Genomic DNA, 14,554 nt, shown 5'->3' with positions numbered 1-14,554 from the left:
CAAAAATTAATGACCAATCGCGTGGAGCTTAACCTCATAGGTTATGGTTTTGCCCGCAAGCGGATGGTTGTAATCAATGGTTACAGATTCATTGCTAATGCCGAGAACGGTTGCCGGCACTTGCTGCTCCTGCCCGTCTTTTTCTATGGAAAGAGAAAGTATCATTCCGGGACGTGGCTGTATTTTATCGCTAAAAGTTGCAAGAGGGACTTCATGAACAAGGGCTTTATGGTAAAGACCGTACGCATCTTCAGGAAATATTTTCACAGTCCTTGTTTCGTTGGGTTCCATTCCAAGTAAGGATGCTTCCACAGCCTGTAAAATTCTACCCGAACCGATAGAAACGGGAATGGGCTTTGATTCCGGTACACTTTCAACAACCTCACCACTGTCTAACGAGGCAGTATAACTGACTAAAACGCTATCTGTAAATTGAACGGGACACATTGTTTTTGATTCCTTATATTAAATGGGTTTAAAATTTGTGTTGTATCATAAACATCCTGCATAGGTTTGACAATAGTGGTAGTTCTTCAAGTCAAGGGTTGACAAAGTCGACAGGAGGGCATAGATATCCTGTGCCGAGCTCTTTAACCCTGATTTCTCATGAACATTTTTTATCATTTCATGAAAAAATATTAACTTCATACCCACGCAATTATAGTTAATGAGATATACAATCAACAAAATGTCTACCAAAGGTCAGTCCATGCGGTAACATCTTCTTCAGTATTTTAGCAGTAAATAGGTAAACGTAGACTCCTATAGCCTACTATCGGATTCTACGCTTACCTATTTACTACCGAAATTTTTGAACCTGCCACTGACTGAACTGATGGGCAACCGTGAGTGTGGTACGTATCAGGAGTTTTTTTCCCAAAAGAGTAAATGAACACTCATTTGTTCTCCCTTGACCTTTCATTCAACATACTGTTACCAATAGGCCAAGGTTTCGTGCCTTATAGTCGTCGACGCCTGGCAGTCTTATTTTGCCGGGGGTGTAGATACTTGCTCCTGATGTATTTGTTTTAAAAACCAAACGCAGGATCGAATAACAATGACTACAAACCACTGCATCATGAAAAAAAGATTATGATAGAGTTAGATTTTTCCAAAGATAAAAACGGATTACTTCCTGCAATCGTACAAGACCACGAAACTGGTCAAGTATTGATGCTTGCATATATTAATCAACTGGCCTGGCAAAAAACGCTTGAAACGGGCAAGGCGCACTATTGGAGTCGCAGCAGGGATAAACTATGGCTCAAAGGGGAATCTTCTGGTCACGTACAGATCATTAAAGCCGTACGGGTAGACTGCGACCAGGACACAGTTGTTTTTCAAGTCGAACAACTCGGGGGAGCTGCCTGCCATAAAGGATATCGAAGCTGTTTTTACAGAACAGTTGATAAAGAACAGCTCGTCATCACTGAAGAAAAAGTGTTTGATCCTGAAAAAGTATACGGCAAAAAGTAAAAGCATATTGCATAAGAATTTCCTTTGCCGGAATTCAAGCCATACTGAAAAAAAGCAATGCTGACGTTCGCAAATTATTGATATGCAATGAGTAATCATCCGGAATGTACCTTACATTCTGGTTCGCAATATAAGTAAACGAGGAACTACATGAGTTTGTTAAAATTAGGTATACCCAAAGGAAGCCTTGAGAAGGCAACAATAGAACTTTTCGCAAAATCCGGATGGCAGATCAAGTTGATGTCCCGAAATTATTTTCCGGAAATAGATGACGATGAGTTGTCATGCTCAATCTGTCGCCCCCAAGAGATGTCGAGATACGTTGAATCAGGAATGCTTGATGCCGGCATAACTGGAAAAGACTGGACATTAGAGAACGACTCTGATGTGGAGGTGGTTGCTAATTTAGTCTATTCAAAGGTCAGCAAAAAACCAACACGGTGGGTTATCGCAGTTCCCGGTAACTCGGATATCACCAGCGTGGAACAACTGGACGGCAAAAGGATATCCACCGAACTTGTCAACGTCACCCGCCGATTTTTTGATCAACAAGGGCTTAATGTAGATATTTCCTTTTCCTGGGGGGCAACTGAGGCAAAGGCGGTATCAGGGCTTGCAGATGCTATTGTTGAGGTAACTGAAACAGAATCAACAATCAGAGCACACGGCCTTCGAGTTATCCATGAGCTCATGGAATCGAACGTACAATTGATCGCTAACAAAAGCGCGCTCGCAGATCCGTGGAAACGTGACAAAATTGACAGCATGGTCATGTTGCTCCAGGGGGCACTTAACGCAGACCGGATTGTTGGCCTTAAAATGAACGTCGCCGCTGATAAGCTTGACACGGTCATAAGCCTCTTGCCCAGCCTGAACGCACCTACGATTGCACAACTTTACAAGCAGGAATGGTTTTCTGTGGAAACAGTCATTTCTGAGCACCAGGTAAGAGATTTGGTGCCGCAGTTAAAAAAATCAGGGGCAGAGGGTATAATTGAGTACACCCTTAATAAAGTTATCTAAAAATAGTGGCAAATGCCAACCAGACAAGACATGATACAACAGGTTAATTTTAACAAGGTTGCTTTTCTTATTTCCGCGTTCGCGCTTAAGCAGTTGCCGGATACTGGTTATCCTGAAATAGCCTTTGCCGGGAGATCCAATGTAGGGAAATCCAGTTTGATCAACCGTCTGGTTGGCAGAACAAGTTTGGTGAAAACAAGCTCTAAGCCGGGAAAAACCCAGAGCTTGAATTATTTTACTATTGACGACCAGCTTTACTTGGTCGACCTTCCCGGTTATGGGTTTGCCAAGGTATCCAAACAAGTACAAAATCAGTGGCTGGCGCTGATTAACGGTTACCTTGAAAACAGAGAACCGCTAAAAGTGGTTGTGGTTATTATTGATATTCGTCATGAGCTCAAGCAACTCGACAGAGATCTTGTTGACTGGTTGCGATACCATGATATTGCCTGCCAGCTCGTATACACTAAGGCCGACAAGCTACCCAAAAACAGACAGATAAAAAATGCAGCAGCATTGGATGCGGGATTGTCGATTACTGCGAATGACAGAATTGTTTTTTCTGCAAAAACAGGACAGGGGCTTGACGCGCTCAAGCAGGAGCTTACCGAGCGCGCCAAAATTGGATAGGAATATTACTGCTCAGATTTGAGCACTGCCAAGAAGGCGCTTTGTGGAATTTCTACGTTACCAACGGTTTTCATGCGCTTTTTTCCTGCCTTCTGCTTTTCTAGCAATTTCCTTTTTCTCGATATATCACCGCCATAGCACTTTGCAGTAACATCTTTTCTCAGTGCTGAGATATTCTTCCGTGCGACAATGTTGCCACCAATAGCAGCTTGGATTGCAATTTTAAACATCTGGCGAGGAATTTCATCTTGCAGCCTGTCACAGGCATTTAAACCACGTTCACGTGCTTTGATCCGGTGAGTTAACTGAGAGAGGGCGTCTACCTGTTCACCATTGACAAGAATGTCCAACTTCACCAGATCACTAATACGGTAATCAAGCAACTCATAATCAAAAGAGCCGTATCCTTGCGTAACTGATTTCAGTTTATCATAAAAATCATATATAACTTCAGCCAACGGTAGTTCACATGTAAACTCAATCCGCCCAGGCATTGGGTAATGATAATTGGTATTTTCACCGCGCCGATCCATACAAAGGCTCATGACAGCCCCCATATAACGCTCGGGTATATGGATAGTGGCTTTAATAAAAGGTTCTTCAATTTTGGAAATTGAACCTGGATCAGGGAAGTAGGCCGGGTTATCCACATTGACAACGGAACCATCCTGAAGGTAAAAAATATATTTCACAGTGGGCACCGTGAGAATCAGCGAAATATCAAATTCACGTTCAAGCCTCTCCTGAACCACCTCCAGGTGCAACAGCCCAAGAAAACCGCAACGAAAACCAAACCCTAGAGCGGCAGAAGAATCCTTTTGATAGGTCAATGCGGCATCATTGAGTTTGAGTTTTTCAAGCGCATTGGCCAAGTCTTCGTAATCCTCTGTGGAAATAGGATAGATAGAGGAAAAGACAACCTGCTGTACTTCGCGAAATCCAGGTAGAGCAGTAGCGCACGGTTCATTTGTCAGGGTAATAGTATCACCTGGGCGCGTATCGGAAACAGTTTTTACCCCAGCGATAATATATCCAATTTGCCCGGCGCTCAGCGTTTTTTGCGGAACTCGCTTAAGGCCGAAGATACCGATTTCCTCTACTCTGTATTTCGCCTCATTGGACATGAAAAGGATGTGGTCACCTGGTTTGAGGGTACCATTAACGATACGGACGGAAATGATCGTACCACGATAAGGGTCGTAATTTGCATCAAAAACCAAGGCCTGCAGTGGTGCATCTACTTTACCCTCTGGGGGCGGTAAAATACGGCCAATGGATTCAAGCAGCTCTTGTACTCCTTCTCCTGTCTTAGCTGAACAGAGCTGGATACTGTCTCCATCCAAGCCTAAATCATCCTCTATCTGTTTTGCTACTTTCTCAGGCTCTGCTGCGGGTAGATCTATCTTGTTAATCACGGGGATAATTTCAAGATCATTCTCCATGGCAAGGTACAGGTTGGCAAGGGTCTGGGCTTCAATACCTTGTGCTGCGTCGATCAGCAGCAATGCTCCTTCACAAGAGGAAAGAGCTCTGGAAACCTCGTAACTGAAATCAACATGCCCGGGAGTGTCGACAAGGTTGTAGGTGTATTCTGTGCCGTCACTTGCGGTAAAAGGAAGGCATATTGTTTGCGACTTGATGGTAATTCCACGCTCACGCTCGATGTCCATGTTGTCGAGTAACTGATCTTTAAACTCGCGATCCGTTACCATCTTACAATATTGGATTATCCTATCAGCAAGAGTGGACTTGCCATGATCTATATGAGCTATTATGCTGAAATTTCTTATATTATCCATCTGCCATCTGTTAGGTTAGGGATTACTTGAAAAAGAAGCGGCTATAAATAGCATAGTTTACGATAAAAAAAAACTCTTCTGCGAATTCTCACTATATTAAAGTGAAAAAAAATAATTAATATAGTACAGTTGTTATAAAGAAATATTCACAGCATATTGCACTAATTGTCATTATCTTCATTCTCCACAACGTAACAGAGTAATTATAAGAATACTTTTTACGAAGTGCCGCCTAAAAGGCAAGTACATGATAGGTTGCGCAATACCAAGCCCTTACCGCTTTTATTATATATGACTAAATCACGAGAGAAAGCTTCACTAGATCCCAATAACGCACAGCATCATCCACTGGTGGTAAGCTCCAACGAAGAGAACCTGCCGGCATTGAGCAATCCTGCATTACACAGGTACCTCCAGGAGATTAGTCAGTATGAGTTGTTAAGTCGCGAGGAAACAGAGGACCTGGCTACTCGTTTTCAAGAAACTGGTGACCCGGACGCCGCGTATAGACTAGTGTCTGCAAACTTACGACTCGTCGTCAAAGTTGCCATGGATTTCCAAAAATACTGGATGCAAAACTTCATGGATCTTATCCAGGAAGGCAATGTAGGGTTGGTACAGGCAACCAAAAAATTTGATCCTTATAGAGGAGTAAAATTCTCATACTATGCCGCCTATTGGATCAGAGCTTACATTCTTAAATTTATTATGGACAACTGGCGCCTGGTAAAAATCGGCACAACACAGGCGCAACGCAAGTTATTTTTCAGTTTAAACAAAGAGAAAAAACTTCTAGAAGCTCAGGGGTTTAAACCAGAGGTTAAACTGCTCGCCGAAAGGCTCAATGTCAAAGAAAGCGAAGTCATTGAAATGGGGCAGCGAATGGATAATTGGGATGTATCTCTTGAAGCACCAGTACGAAGTGACTCTGAAGATGAACAAAAGAGTTTCCTGCCGCAAGATGGTCCCGGTATTGAGGAAATTGTTGCCAGTCAGGAAATGCGTGAGCGTTTAATGGAAATTCTGGCAGGCCTTAACGACAAATTAAACGAAAAAGAACAGGTTATTCTCCGTACTCGCCTTCTAAGCGACGAGCCAAAGACATTGCAGACCATTGCCGACGAATTCCATATTTCACGGGAAAGGGTTCGCCAGATTGAAGCAAATCTTCTTAAAAAGCTGCGTAAACAGCTGGAAAAAGAGATGCCCGACATCCATGATTTTTTTACCGGTGAAAGCATGATTCTCGCCAGTAAGCCCATCAAAGAAACGACCTAATTCTGTCCTTCTTTTCTATTATTTTTTAATTTCTTATAGACTTATATTTTATGAACGTACCATTACTTGATTTGAAGCCTCAACTTGAGGTACTTCGAGCCGAGATTCTTGATGCCGTTACAGGCGTGATTGATTCTACCGGTTATATTTTAGGACCTGTTGTCGAGCGCTTCGAAAATGAAGTTGCTGAGTATACCGGCACAAAATTCGGAGTTGGCGTTTCAAGCGGGACAGACGCTCTGTTGGCCGCATTGATGTCGCTGGATATTGGTGAAGGTGATCGTGTTTTAACGACCCCGTATACTTTTTTCGCCACGATGGGGACGATTCTCCGCACAGGCGCTACTCCAGTTTTTGTGGACATAGAAAAAGATAGTTTTAACGTTGACCCGCGCCTGGCGGCAGAAACGCTTGAAGAAGCTGTCGGCAGCTCAAATCCCATTAAAGCTATTTTACCTGTACACCTTTATGGTCAGTGTGCAGATATGCAACCATTATTAGACCTGAGTAAGCAATATTCGATTCCAATCATTGAGGATGCGGCCCAAGCCATTGGCGCTGAATATCCATTAGAAAAAGATGGCTCCATTGAATGGCACAGGGCGGGGAGCATGGGGATTGCAGGCTGCTTTTCTTTTTTCCCAAGCAAAAACCTAGGTGGAATAGGCGATGGTGGTATGGTTACGACCTCTGACAAGGAATATGCAGCCATATTGCGCTATAACCGTAATCATGGGGCAGAGCCCAAATACTATCATGCCAGGGTTGGAGGAAATTTTCGGCTCGATACTATCCAGGCGGCTGTACTATCCGTAAAACTCAAGCACCTCCAAAAATGGCATCAGGCAAGGCGTAAAAATGCGGCCACCTATAGTTCTTTGTTTACAGATGCAGGTTTAGTAAATGAACCGGTAGAGCTACCACACACTGTATATGGTAAATATGCTGACCATGAGCAGCATAATCACCATATATACAACCAATTTGTCATAAAGGTTCCCAAAAGGGATGCATTACGGGAACACCTAGCAAACAATTCCATAGGTAGTGAAATCTACTACCCATTATGTTTGCACCAGCAGGAATGTGTTTCTGGGATGCCGGGCATTGCTAAGCAACATTTTCCAATTGCCGAAGAAGCGGCCATGACATCTCTTGCGTTGCCGATTTACCCAGAACTTTCTGGAGAACAGTTGGAATATGTTGTTCGCACAATAAAGAATTTTTATCAATAAATCCCCTCCTATATCGGGGAAATTTCCATGATAAACAAAACATTCTGGAAAAGTGCAGTTTTACTTCCGGTTGCCGCAGCCCTGCTGACAGGAAACAACCTGTCAGCAAAGGCTATGACCAGCGGCAATAAAATTAATAATTTGGTACCTGCACGGGACATTTCATATGCTTCAGAAGAAGTTCCGGTGTGGAAGCTCACTTGGGACAAGGCGCGTGAAATGTCCCGCAATGGGAACTATCAGAAGGCACTTGCTAATTTCGCCGTTTTACTGAACAACAAACCAAACCTCGACGAAGCTAGGTGGGAGTATATATCAGTATTGCTTCATCTGGAAAAGTGGTACCAAGCGGAAAAGCAATTGAATCTTTTATTGGCTAAAGGGCAAAAAAATACGCAATATCTTTTTGCCCAAGCAAAAATTGCCCTCCATACCGACAACCAACAAAAGGCGGAACAGCTGTATAGACGACTTCTGACTTTGTTCCCAGCAGGACAAAATAATATTAAAGCGCTCGACGGTTTAAGTAGAGCACTTATCGAACAAGGAAAGCATCAATCAGCTTTGCCGGTCGTTGAAAAGTTAATGGCCAAAAGGCCAGATAACCAGGTATATATTCGCCGTGCAGCTCTTTTATACGTTCAAGTAAAAAGCTATGACAAGGCAGACAAACTATTGTCCCTGGTATATGAAGCTTATCCCACTGATGCAGAAGTGATAAAAGGATGCGCACAAGTTGCAGGGCAACAAGGTGATGAAGAAAAAGCAGCACGTTTTTGGCAGGAACTCATAGCTGTAAAGCCCTATGACAACGCAGCCAATTCTGCCTTGGTCAGTTATTATCAACTCCAGGGTAATCTTTCCATGGAGTTAATCCATCTGGAAAGATTACTACAGACCAGTGACCAGGATATTTCGCTCTCTAAGCGAAAAGCTGAAATATTTCTCAAAAAAGGTCGGGCCGACAGGGCGCTCGAAATATGTGATTCGCTTACAGCTACATATCCAGATGATCAATCGTTGCTCCGCCTGCGAAGATCCTCTTTAGTTGCCTTAGCCACGGACCTGCTTGCACTTGTCGAAAACAGTGGTTCAAAACTCCTGTGGGAAGACCTGCTAAAGGTTACCTATTACAGAGTGGAAGTCTATAAAATTATGGCAGACTTCCTACGAGAAAAGGGAGAACTCAACGAACTGGCAGACATTTTACTCCTTATTGCCAAAGAGGTACCAGAGAGTGATCCCGTGTGGCAGGAACTGGAAGGACTGCTTAAAACTCAGGGCAGGGGCAAAGAATTCGCAGCTTTGCATAAAAAACTTCAGCAAAGTGGTGGCCAGAGTTTCAATTAACAGTTGCAACTATTCACCAGTACCCAAAATCTCCTCGAACTGTCCGCTCAACACTGCGATGTATCGAGGTCGGGGATTATCTGCTAAATCGGTCTGCTTGTGAATATTTGGAGCACTGTTGAACAATCACAGTTTCGGGCAGATTTACAGCTTTTAGATTTTCGTTGAATTACCTACTACTATTTGATGATAATAGCAGGGTTAGCCCGAATTTCTCATCAATAACGTTTTTCACGGAACAAGCTACAAGCCGCGCACCAGGTAACGAAGACTCGGTCAGTAAACTACTGCAAGTGTTTTGTGATGTAGATCCCGCGGAAAAATATATTGCCCCCAAGGGAGAACTTTTTGATTGAAAACGAAAAACAGGCTGTTAATTGCACAATTACTCTTTAAGCAATAATATCAATTGATTGAATTTAAAATCAAAAAGTTCATGAGAAATTTGGGTTAGGCCACATCCATTAACACGAATATTTCATGAGCATTTTGTCATTTTCAGTAAAGATTAAATCCGGCACTGCCCGAACTGAAGAGAAATCAAGGTTAGACACAGTACCCCTGAAAAAAACAGGAAAGTTTCCGCACTGATTTTTTCCATGGATTGCTTAATGAAAATGTACCTTCAAACACAACAATTTATAGTTAGAGGAAGAAGTAATGGTTGAACGTATACCTATGTCCCTTACAGGAAACAAACAACTTCGTAACGAACTCGATCAACTTGAGAGAGTGGAGCGTCACGAAATAGTTAAGGCTATAGAGGTCGCGAGGGAACATGGAGATCTTAAAGAAAACGCCGAATATCATGCTGCAAAAGAACGACAGGGCATGATTGAAGGCCGAATAATGGAGCTAAAAGATAAACTCGGAAGAGCTGAGGTTATTGACTGCTCTCAAGTGCCCATAGAAAGGGCCATTTTCGGCACCGTTATTACGCTTATGGACATGGAGACCGATGAAGAAATGACCTACCAGCTCCTGGGACCGGAAGAAGCGGATGTAAAAAAAGGATCTATTTCTGTTTTATCGCCACTTGGCAGGTCCATGCTTGGTAAAGAAGTAGGAGATGAAGTAATAGCCAAGACACCTGGCGGAGTTCGTGAATTTGAGGTGGTCGATATAGCTGTTGGCACAATCCAATAAGAGCCTAACCTACACTAACCTACATAATGTTTTGATGTCTAGTGATCAACAGCTCTAGAGATGGGGCCCTCAGAGCTGTTGTCCACTTAAGACAGCGAAGAGTGCTGTCAATACTTTGTCTAGTTTAAATCGAGTTGTTTAACTCGATAGACGTTTGCAGAATGCGTGAAATGTTTGTTTTTTACTAAACAGAAAAATTACGACTCATGGTCGGTTTCCAAAACCCCTTGCTGAAAAATAGCTGTTAATTGTTCGGTTACGTCTTCAACAGAGAAGTCCATTCCCATTTCATTACCCGAGCCCCAGATGCGGGAAATCTCATCCAATGCGCCAAAGAGTATTTGTTTCGCAATATCTGGTTGAATATCCTGACGGAAAATATTTTTCTGTTTGCCTTCCTCAATAATGGAAGAGACAATGTTTAAGTAATTACTAAAACTATTTTTCCTATAGTCGCGGACAAGTTTATTGGTTTGCCGAAGTTCAATGTGAATAACCTCAGCAAGATTTTTATTTTTTTTCATCTCTTGAAGATGTTTACCAATAAAAATCTCCAACTTGACCTTGGGGTCGTTTTCTTTATTTATAAGTTCGGTGATTTGCTCGATGAGCTTGCCTATTTCCTGTTCAAAAACAGAAATAAGAATATCAAACTTATTTTTAAAGTAGAGATATATAGTACCGTCTGCAACCTTGGCCTCTTTTGCAATGTCAGAAATTCGGGCATTAAAAAACCCCTTTTTTGCAAAGACCTTGGTCGCAGCACGAATAATTTTTCGATGCTTGTCAGCTGATTTCATTTATATGTTTAACGGGAATTGACCTTAAAATGAATGAGCCCTCATTCTTGAGCGTAACAACAGTGACACTGAGTGTCAAGAGAAATGCCTTCTTTAATTCATAGAATTTAGTACACAATTTATTATTTAAACAAGCATTTCCAGTGCAACCAACCTGTTTTTTACTGGACGAATGCTATATCTTTTTATTAGGTATGCAGGAAAATAATCAACAGCCTAAAATTTTGGCTTAGGAGATTGGATAATGAAAATTTTGGTAATCGGTAGTGGCGGTCGCGAACACGCTCTAGTTTGGAAACTCAAACAATCATCGCGGACAAGTAAAATATTCTGCGCACCCGGCAATGCAGGCATAAGTAAAATTGCGGCATGCGTTGATATCGCTGCCGGCGATGTGGAAAGTCTACTTCAATTTGCGCTCACAGAGTCCATAGATCTTACAGTGGTAGGCCCTGAAGATCCTCTGACAAATGGAATAGTAGATATATTTGAAGAAAAAGGTCTCCGTATTTTTGGTCCATCAAAAGCTGCGGCTGAACTTGAAGCAAGCAAGGCTTTTACCAAGGATTTTCTCAAAAAATACAATATTCCCAGTGCGTCCTACAAAGTATTCAGCAAGCCGGGACAAGCCAAAAAATATATAGATAAAATCGGTGCCCCCTGTGTAGTCAAAGCAGATGGCCTAGCTGCCGGTAAAGGAGTCATCATTGCAGAGAGTAAGGATATAGCAAAACAAGCTGTTGACTCCATCATGAAAGAAAAACGTTTTGGAGTTGCCGGAGAAAAAGTTGTTGTCGAAAGTTTTTTGCGTGGTGAAGAGGCCTCATTTATTGCCTTTACTGATGGTAAAACCGTCTTGCCTTTACCCTCTTCACAGGATCACAAAGCCGCTTTTGAAGGAGATAGAGGGCCCAATACCGGTGGTATGGGCGCTTATTCACCCGCTCCCATCCTAACCGACCATCTGACCATGCGGGTAATGAATGAAGTTATGCTTCCCACGGTGAGGGGGCTTGCGGAAGAAGGACGTCCCTATAAAGGCATGCTCTATGCGGGCCTCATGATTGAGAACGACAAAATTAACGTTCTCGAATTTAACTGCCGCTTCGGTGACCCCGAGTGCCAACCATTATTAATGCGTTTAAAGAGTGATTTGGTTGACGTATTCGAACACTGTATAGACCAAACCCTTGACGAAATAGAGCTTGATATTGACCCACGTCCCACAGTCTGTGTTGTTATGGCATCCGGTGGCTACCCCGGAGAGTATACAAAGGGCAAGGCTATCACTGGCTTGATCAAGGCGAGCAGAGTCAAAAACGTTGAGGTTTTCCATGCCGGAACAACCATTGCCAATAGGCGAACAGTCACCAACGGTGGTAGAGTGCTTGGTGTTACAGCAATAGGTCAAGATATTGAAAAAGCGATTGAACTCGCTTACCAGGCAGTGGACGAGATTACCTGGTCAGAGTGCTATTACCGGCGGGATATTGGTCACCGTGCATTAAAGCGACTAAAACAGCAGGATGGACCATCGGTAGGAATTCTTATGGGGAGCGATTCCGATCTCCCTGTGATGCAAGGTGCTGTAGACGTTTTGAAAAGTTTTAATATATCATATGAAATTCGTATTGCTTCGGCACACCGGACGCCTTCTCAAGCTACAGAATATGCACAAACAGCGTTTGAACGAGGAATAAAATTGATTATTGCCGGTGCAGGAATGGCCGCTCACCTAGCTGGTGTTCTGGCTGCACATACAACGGTACCTGTCATTGGCGTTCCCATTGACGCATCATCGCTTAATGGGCTTGATGCATTACTTTCAACAGTCCAAATGCCTCCAGGAATACCCGTTGCGACCATGGGCATAGGAAAAGCAGGCGCTAAAAATGCTGCCGTATTGGCTGCGCGCATACTTGGAATTACCGACAAAGAGATGCAGGAAAAGCTGACACAGCATGCCCTGGATATGGAACAGCAAGTATTGGAAAAAAATAATGCTTTAAAAACATGATCATCGTACCTGCCGACGAGCAATCAATCCGCCAGGCCGCTGATATAATACGGTCCGGTGGTTTGATTGCTTATCCCACTGAGACGTACTACGGTTTAGGCGTAGACCCTTACAATCAGCAAGCTTTAAGAAAACTTTTCGCAATCAAAAAAAGAGCCGCGCATTTACCTATTCTTGTTTTAATTGCGGATATCAACCAAGCAGAAAGGTTAGCAGTTCTTCCATTGCCGAAGAGTTTTACTCGACTTGCCCTCCAATTTTGGCCAGGACCTCTTACTCTGGTATGCCCGGCTCGACCAGAACTAGCACCCGAGCTCACCGGTGGCACCGCAACCATTGGGATGCGCCAATCTTCTCATCACGTAGCTCAGCAACTTGTCCAAGTTTTTGGTAGACCGATAACCGCTACAAGTGCTAACCTGTCTGGTGGTGCGCCCGCAAACACTGCGGCACAGGTTGCGTCTTTCTTTGGACAAGGCATCGATATTATCCTGGATGGCGGAGAGACACCAGGTACAAAAGGATCAACTCTTGTCAAATGTGAACATGAATCCATTGAATGCATCCGCCAGGGAATGATTGACTTTCAGACCATAAAAGAGAACAACCTCAGTTGGTGATAAACAGAGGCTCAACGAATAGGAGGTAAGCATGGCATCTTTACAGTGGGACAAAAAATTTGCTCTGGAGCAGACAGCTGGTGACCAAGAACTTTTGGATGAACTGCTTATTCTTTTTAGAGATTCTGCTGCTGCAGATTATCAACAATTGGAAGAGGCAACAACAGCCCGCAACATTGAAGGTATTCTCACAGCCGCTCACAGCATTAAGGGGGCTGCTTCAAGCCTGGGTATTGAAGGCATCCGTATATTGGCGCTGGAGATAGAGGAATATGCCCGCGAGGCGCAGCCCATCGAAGAAAAAGTGGCTGGGTTGGGTGAATTACTCGTGCAGTTTAATCTACTTTTGTAAGAAAAAACGGAGTGTTTTGTAGTGCAAATGGCAGGTGTGGCGATACCTCACCTGCCATTTGCAGGTAACTTGTGAAAAAAATTACGGTCTTATAATTTCACAATCACATTCAGCGTCAGCAATGTTAAGTAGTAAGAACTTTGCATTGTAGCCACTTTTTATCAACTCTTTATAAGCCATATCCGCCCTGGCTCCGGTTGAACAATGGACATAAATCTTTTTATCTTTGGGTAATTCGTTCATACGAGCAGGGATTTCGTCCAGCGGGATATTGATCGTGTTCTTGAATGTTCCTAATTCTGCAACTTCCTCCTTGGTTCGAGCATCAATGATAATAGCATCTTTGTCTTCGCCTGAAGCCGCTTTCCTGAAATCATCTAAAGACACTTCACCTTTGCCAAGTTTGCGCACCCAGCGTATTTCAGTGTTAAAAATCGGTCCTTTTTCAATCGCTTCCCCTGAAGCTATCCAACCTGCAAAGCCGCCCCGAACAAGAGAGACGAATTTGAATCCATCGTCTCGCATGTCTTCCATGGCATCAAGGACTTCCTGATCACCGTATAGTATGACAGGTGCATTACGGGGGATATCATCAAGTCGATCATCTAGTTGTTCGTACGGAATGGAGTATGCGCCTTTGATACGTCCCTTGACAGCCTCTTCACTGGGGCGAACATCTACGAGAACGACATTGCCGTTTTTGATAAAATCATGGGTGGCATATGTTGGTAAATAAGCCTTAGCCCAGGCTGGTTCACCATCTAAATAAACGCGAACATTTTTATAACCAAATTTCTTCGCCAGACCGGCGGAGGCAGTTGACATGCC

Annotated in this window: 14 protein-coding genes; 10 read left to right on the top strand and 4 right to left on the bottom strand. The window is 43.3% G+C overall.

Annotation, left to right across the window (positions count from 1 at the left end; genetic code table 11):
• Positions 1 to 6: 6 nt before the first annotated feature.
• Entirely contained in the window at positions 7 to 447 is a 441-nt protein-coding gene (locus JWH17_RS04450; RefSeq protein ID WP_205221368.1) for an FKBP-type peptidyl-prolyl cis-trans isomerase, read from the bottom strand.
• Between the two features lie 642 nt (positions 448 to 1,089).
• Here JWH17_RS04450 and hisI point away from each other — a divergent pair.
• The 3 genes from hisI to yihA all read left to right on the top strand — a co-directional run bounded on the left by hisI (position 1,090) and on the right by yihA (position 3,129).
• Positions 1,090 to 1,476, top strand: coding sequence for a phosphoribosyl-AMP cyclohydrolase (gene hisI, locus JWH17_RS04445; RefSeq protein ID WP_369125041.1), 387 nt, complete (start codon positions 1,090 to 1,092; stop codon positions 1,474 to 1,476).
• Positions 1,477 to 1,626: 150 nt separating this feature from the next.
• On the top strand, positions 1,627 to 2,499 hold the full coding sequence (gene hisG / locus JWH17_RS04440; RefSeq protein WP_205221366.1) for an ATP phosphoribosyltransferase: 873 nt from the start codon (positions 1,627 to 1,629) through the stop codon (positions 2,497 to 2,499).
• Between the two features lie 12 nt (positions 2,500 to 2,511).
• Positions 2,512 to 3,129, top strand: a complete 618-nt coding sequence (gene yihA / locus JWH17_RS04435; RefSeq protein ID WP_232370892.1) for a ribosome biogenesis GTP-binding protein YihA/YsxC — start codon at positions 2,512 to 2,514, stop codon at positions 3,127 to 3,129.
• Between the two features lie 5 nt (positions 3,130 to 3,134).
• Here the strand turns inward: yihA and lepA are convergent, their stop codons facing one another.
• Positions 3,135 to 4,928 (bottom strand): translation elongation factor 4, encoded by a 1,794-nt coding sequence (gene lepA / locus JWH17_RS04430; protein ID WP_205221365.1) that lies wholly within the window; start codon positions 4,926 to 4,928, stop codon positions 3,135 to 3,137.
• 291 nt (positions 4,929 to 5,219) lie between these two features.
• Between lepA and JWH17_RS04425 the strand changes: the two genes are divergently transcribed.
• From JWH17_RS04425 to greA, 4 genes are all read left to right on the top strand, one after another.
• On the top strand, positions 5,220 to 6,206 hold the full coding sequence (locus JWH17_RS04425; protein ID WP_205221364.1) for a sigma-70 family RNA polymerase sigma factor: 987 nt from the start codon (positions 5,220 to 5,222) through the stop codon (positions 6,204 to 6,206).
• Positions 6,207 to 6,256: 50 nt separating this feature from the next.
• Positions 6,257 to 7,441, top strand: coding sequence for a DegT/DnrJ/EryC1/StrS family aminotransferase (locus tag JWH17_RS04420; RefSeq protein ID WP_205221363.1), 1,185 nt, complete (start codon positions 6,257 to 6,259; stop codon positions 7,439 to 7,441).
• 27 nt (positions 7,442 to 7,468) lie between these two features.
• On the top strand, positions 7,469 to 8,791 hold the full coding sequence (locus JWH17_RS04415; protein WP_205221362.1) for a tetratricopeptide repeat protein: 1,323 nt from the start codon (positions 7,469 to 7,471) through the stop codon (positions 8,789 to 8,791).
• Between the two features lie 660 nt (positions 8,792 to 9,451).
• Entirely contained in the window at positions 9,452 to 9,937 is a 486-nt protein-coding gene (gene greA / locus JWH17_RS04410) for a transcription elongation factor GreA (protein WP_205221361.1), read from the top strand.
• Between the two features lie 197 nt (positions 9,938 to 10,134).
• On the opposite strand, the gene JWH17_RS04405 is transcribed toward greA, so the two are convergent.
• The gene (locus JWH17_RS04405; protein ID WP_205221360.1) at positions 10,135 to 10,737 is read right to left on the bottom strand and encodes a TetR/AcrR family transcriptional regulator; all 603 of its coding nucleotides are present in this window, start codon (positions 10,735 to 10,737) and stop codon (positions 10,135 to 10,137) included.
• A 244-nt stretch (positions 10,738 to 10,981) separates the two neighbouring features.
• Here JWH17_RS04405 and purD point away from each other — a divergent pair, with 244 nt between their 5' ends.
• From purD to JWH17_RS04390, 3 genes are read left to right on the top strand one after another with little or no spacing between them, the layout of a single operon-like run.
• Complete coding sequence (gene purD / locus JWH17_RS04400; RefSeq protein ID WP_205221358.1) at positions 10,982 to 12,754, top strand: phosphoribosylamine--glycine ligase; 1,773 nt, start codon at positions 10,982 to 10,984, stop codon at positions 12,752 to 12,754.
• Entirely contained in the window at positions 12,751 to 13,374 is a 624-nt protein-coding gene (locus JWH17_RS04395; RefSeq protein ID WP_205221357.1) for an L-threonylcarbamoyladenylate synthase, read from the top strand. The genes purD and JWH17_RS04395 overlap by 4 nt, the downstream gene beginning before the upstream one ends.
• A gap of 31 nt (positions 13,375 to 13,405) precedes the next feature.
• A complete protein-coding gene (locus tag JWH17_RS04390) occupies positions 13,406 to 13,726 on the top strand; it encodes an Hpt domain-containing protein (RefSeq protein WP_205221355.1) in 321 nt (106 codons plus the stop codon).
• Between the two features lie 81 nt (positions 13,727 to 13,807).
• On the opposite strand, the gene JWH17_RS04385 is transcribed toward JWH17_RS04390, so the two are convergent.
• A complete protein-coding gene (locus JWH17_RS04385; RefSeq protein ID WP_205221353.1) occupies positions 13,808 to 14,551 on the bottom strand; it encodes a rhodanese-like domain-containing protein in 744 nt (247 codons plus the stop codon).
• Positions 14,552 to 14,554 lie beyond the last annotated feature (3 nt).

Origin of the sequence: Desulfogranum marinum (assembly GCF_016918565.1) — a bacterium.
GTDB lineage: Bacteria > Desulfobacterota > Desulfobulbia > Desulfobulbales > Desulfobulbaceae > Desulfogranum > Desulfogranum marinum.
This window is presented reverse-complemented; position numbering and strand designations above follow the sequence as displayed.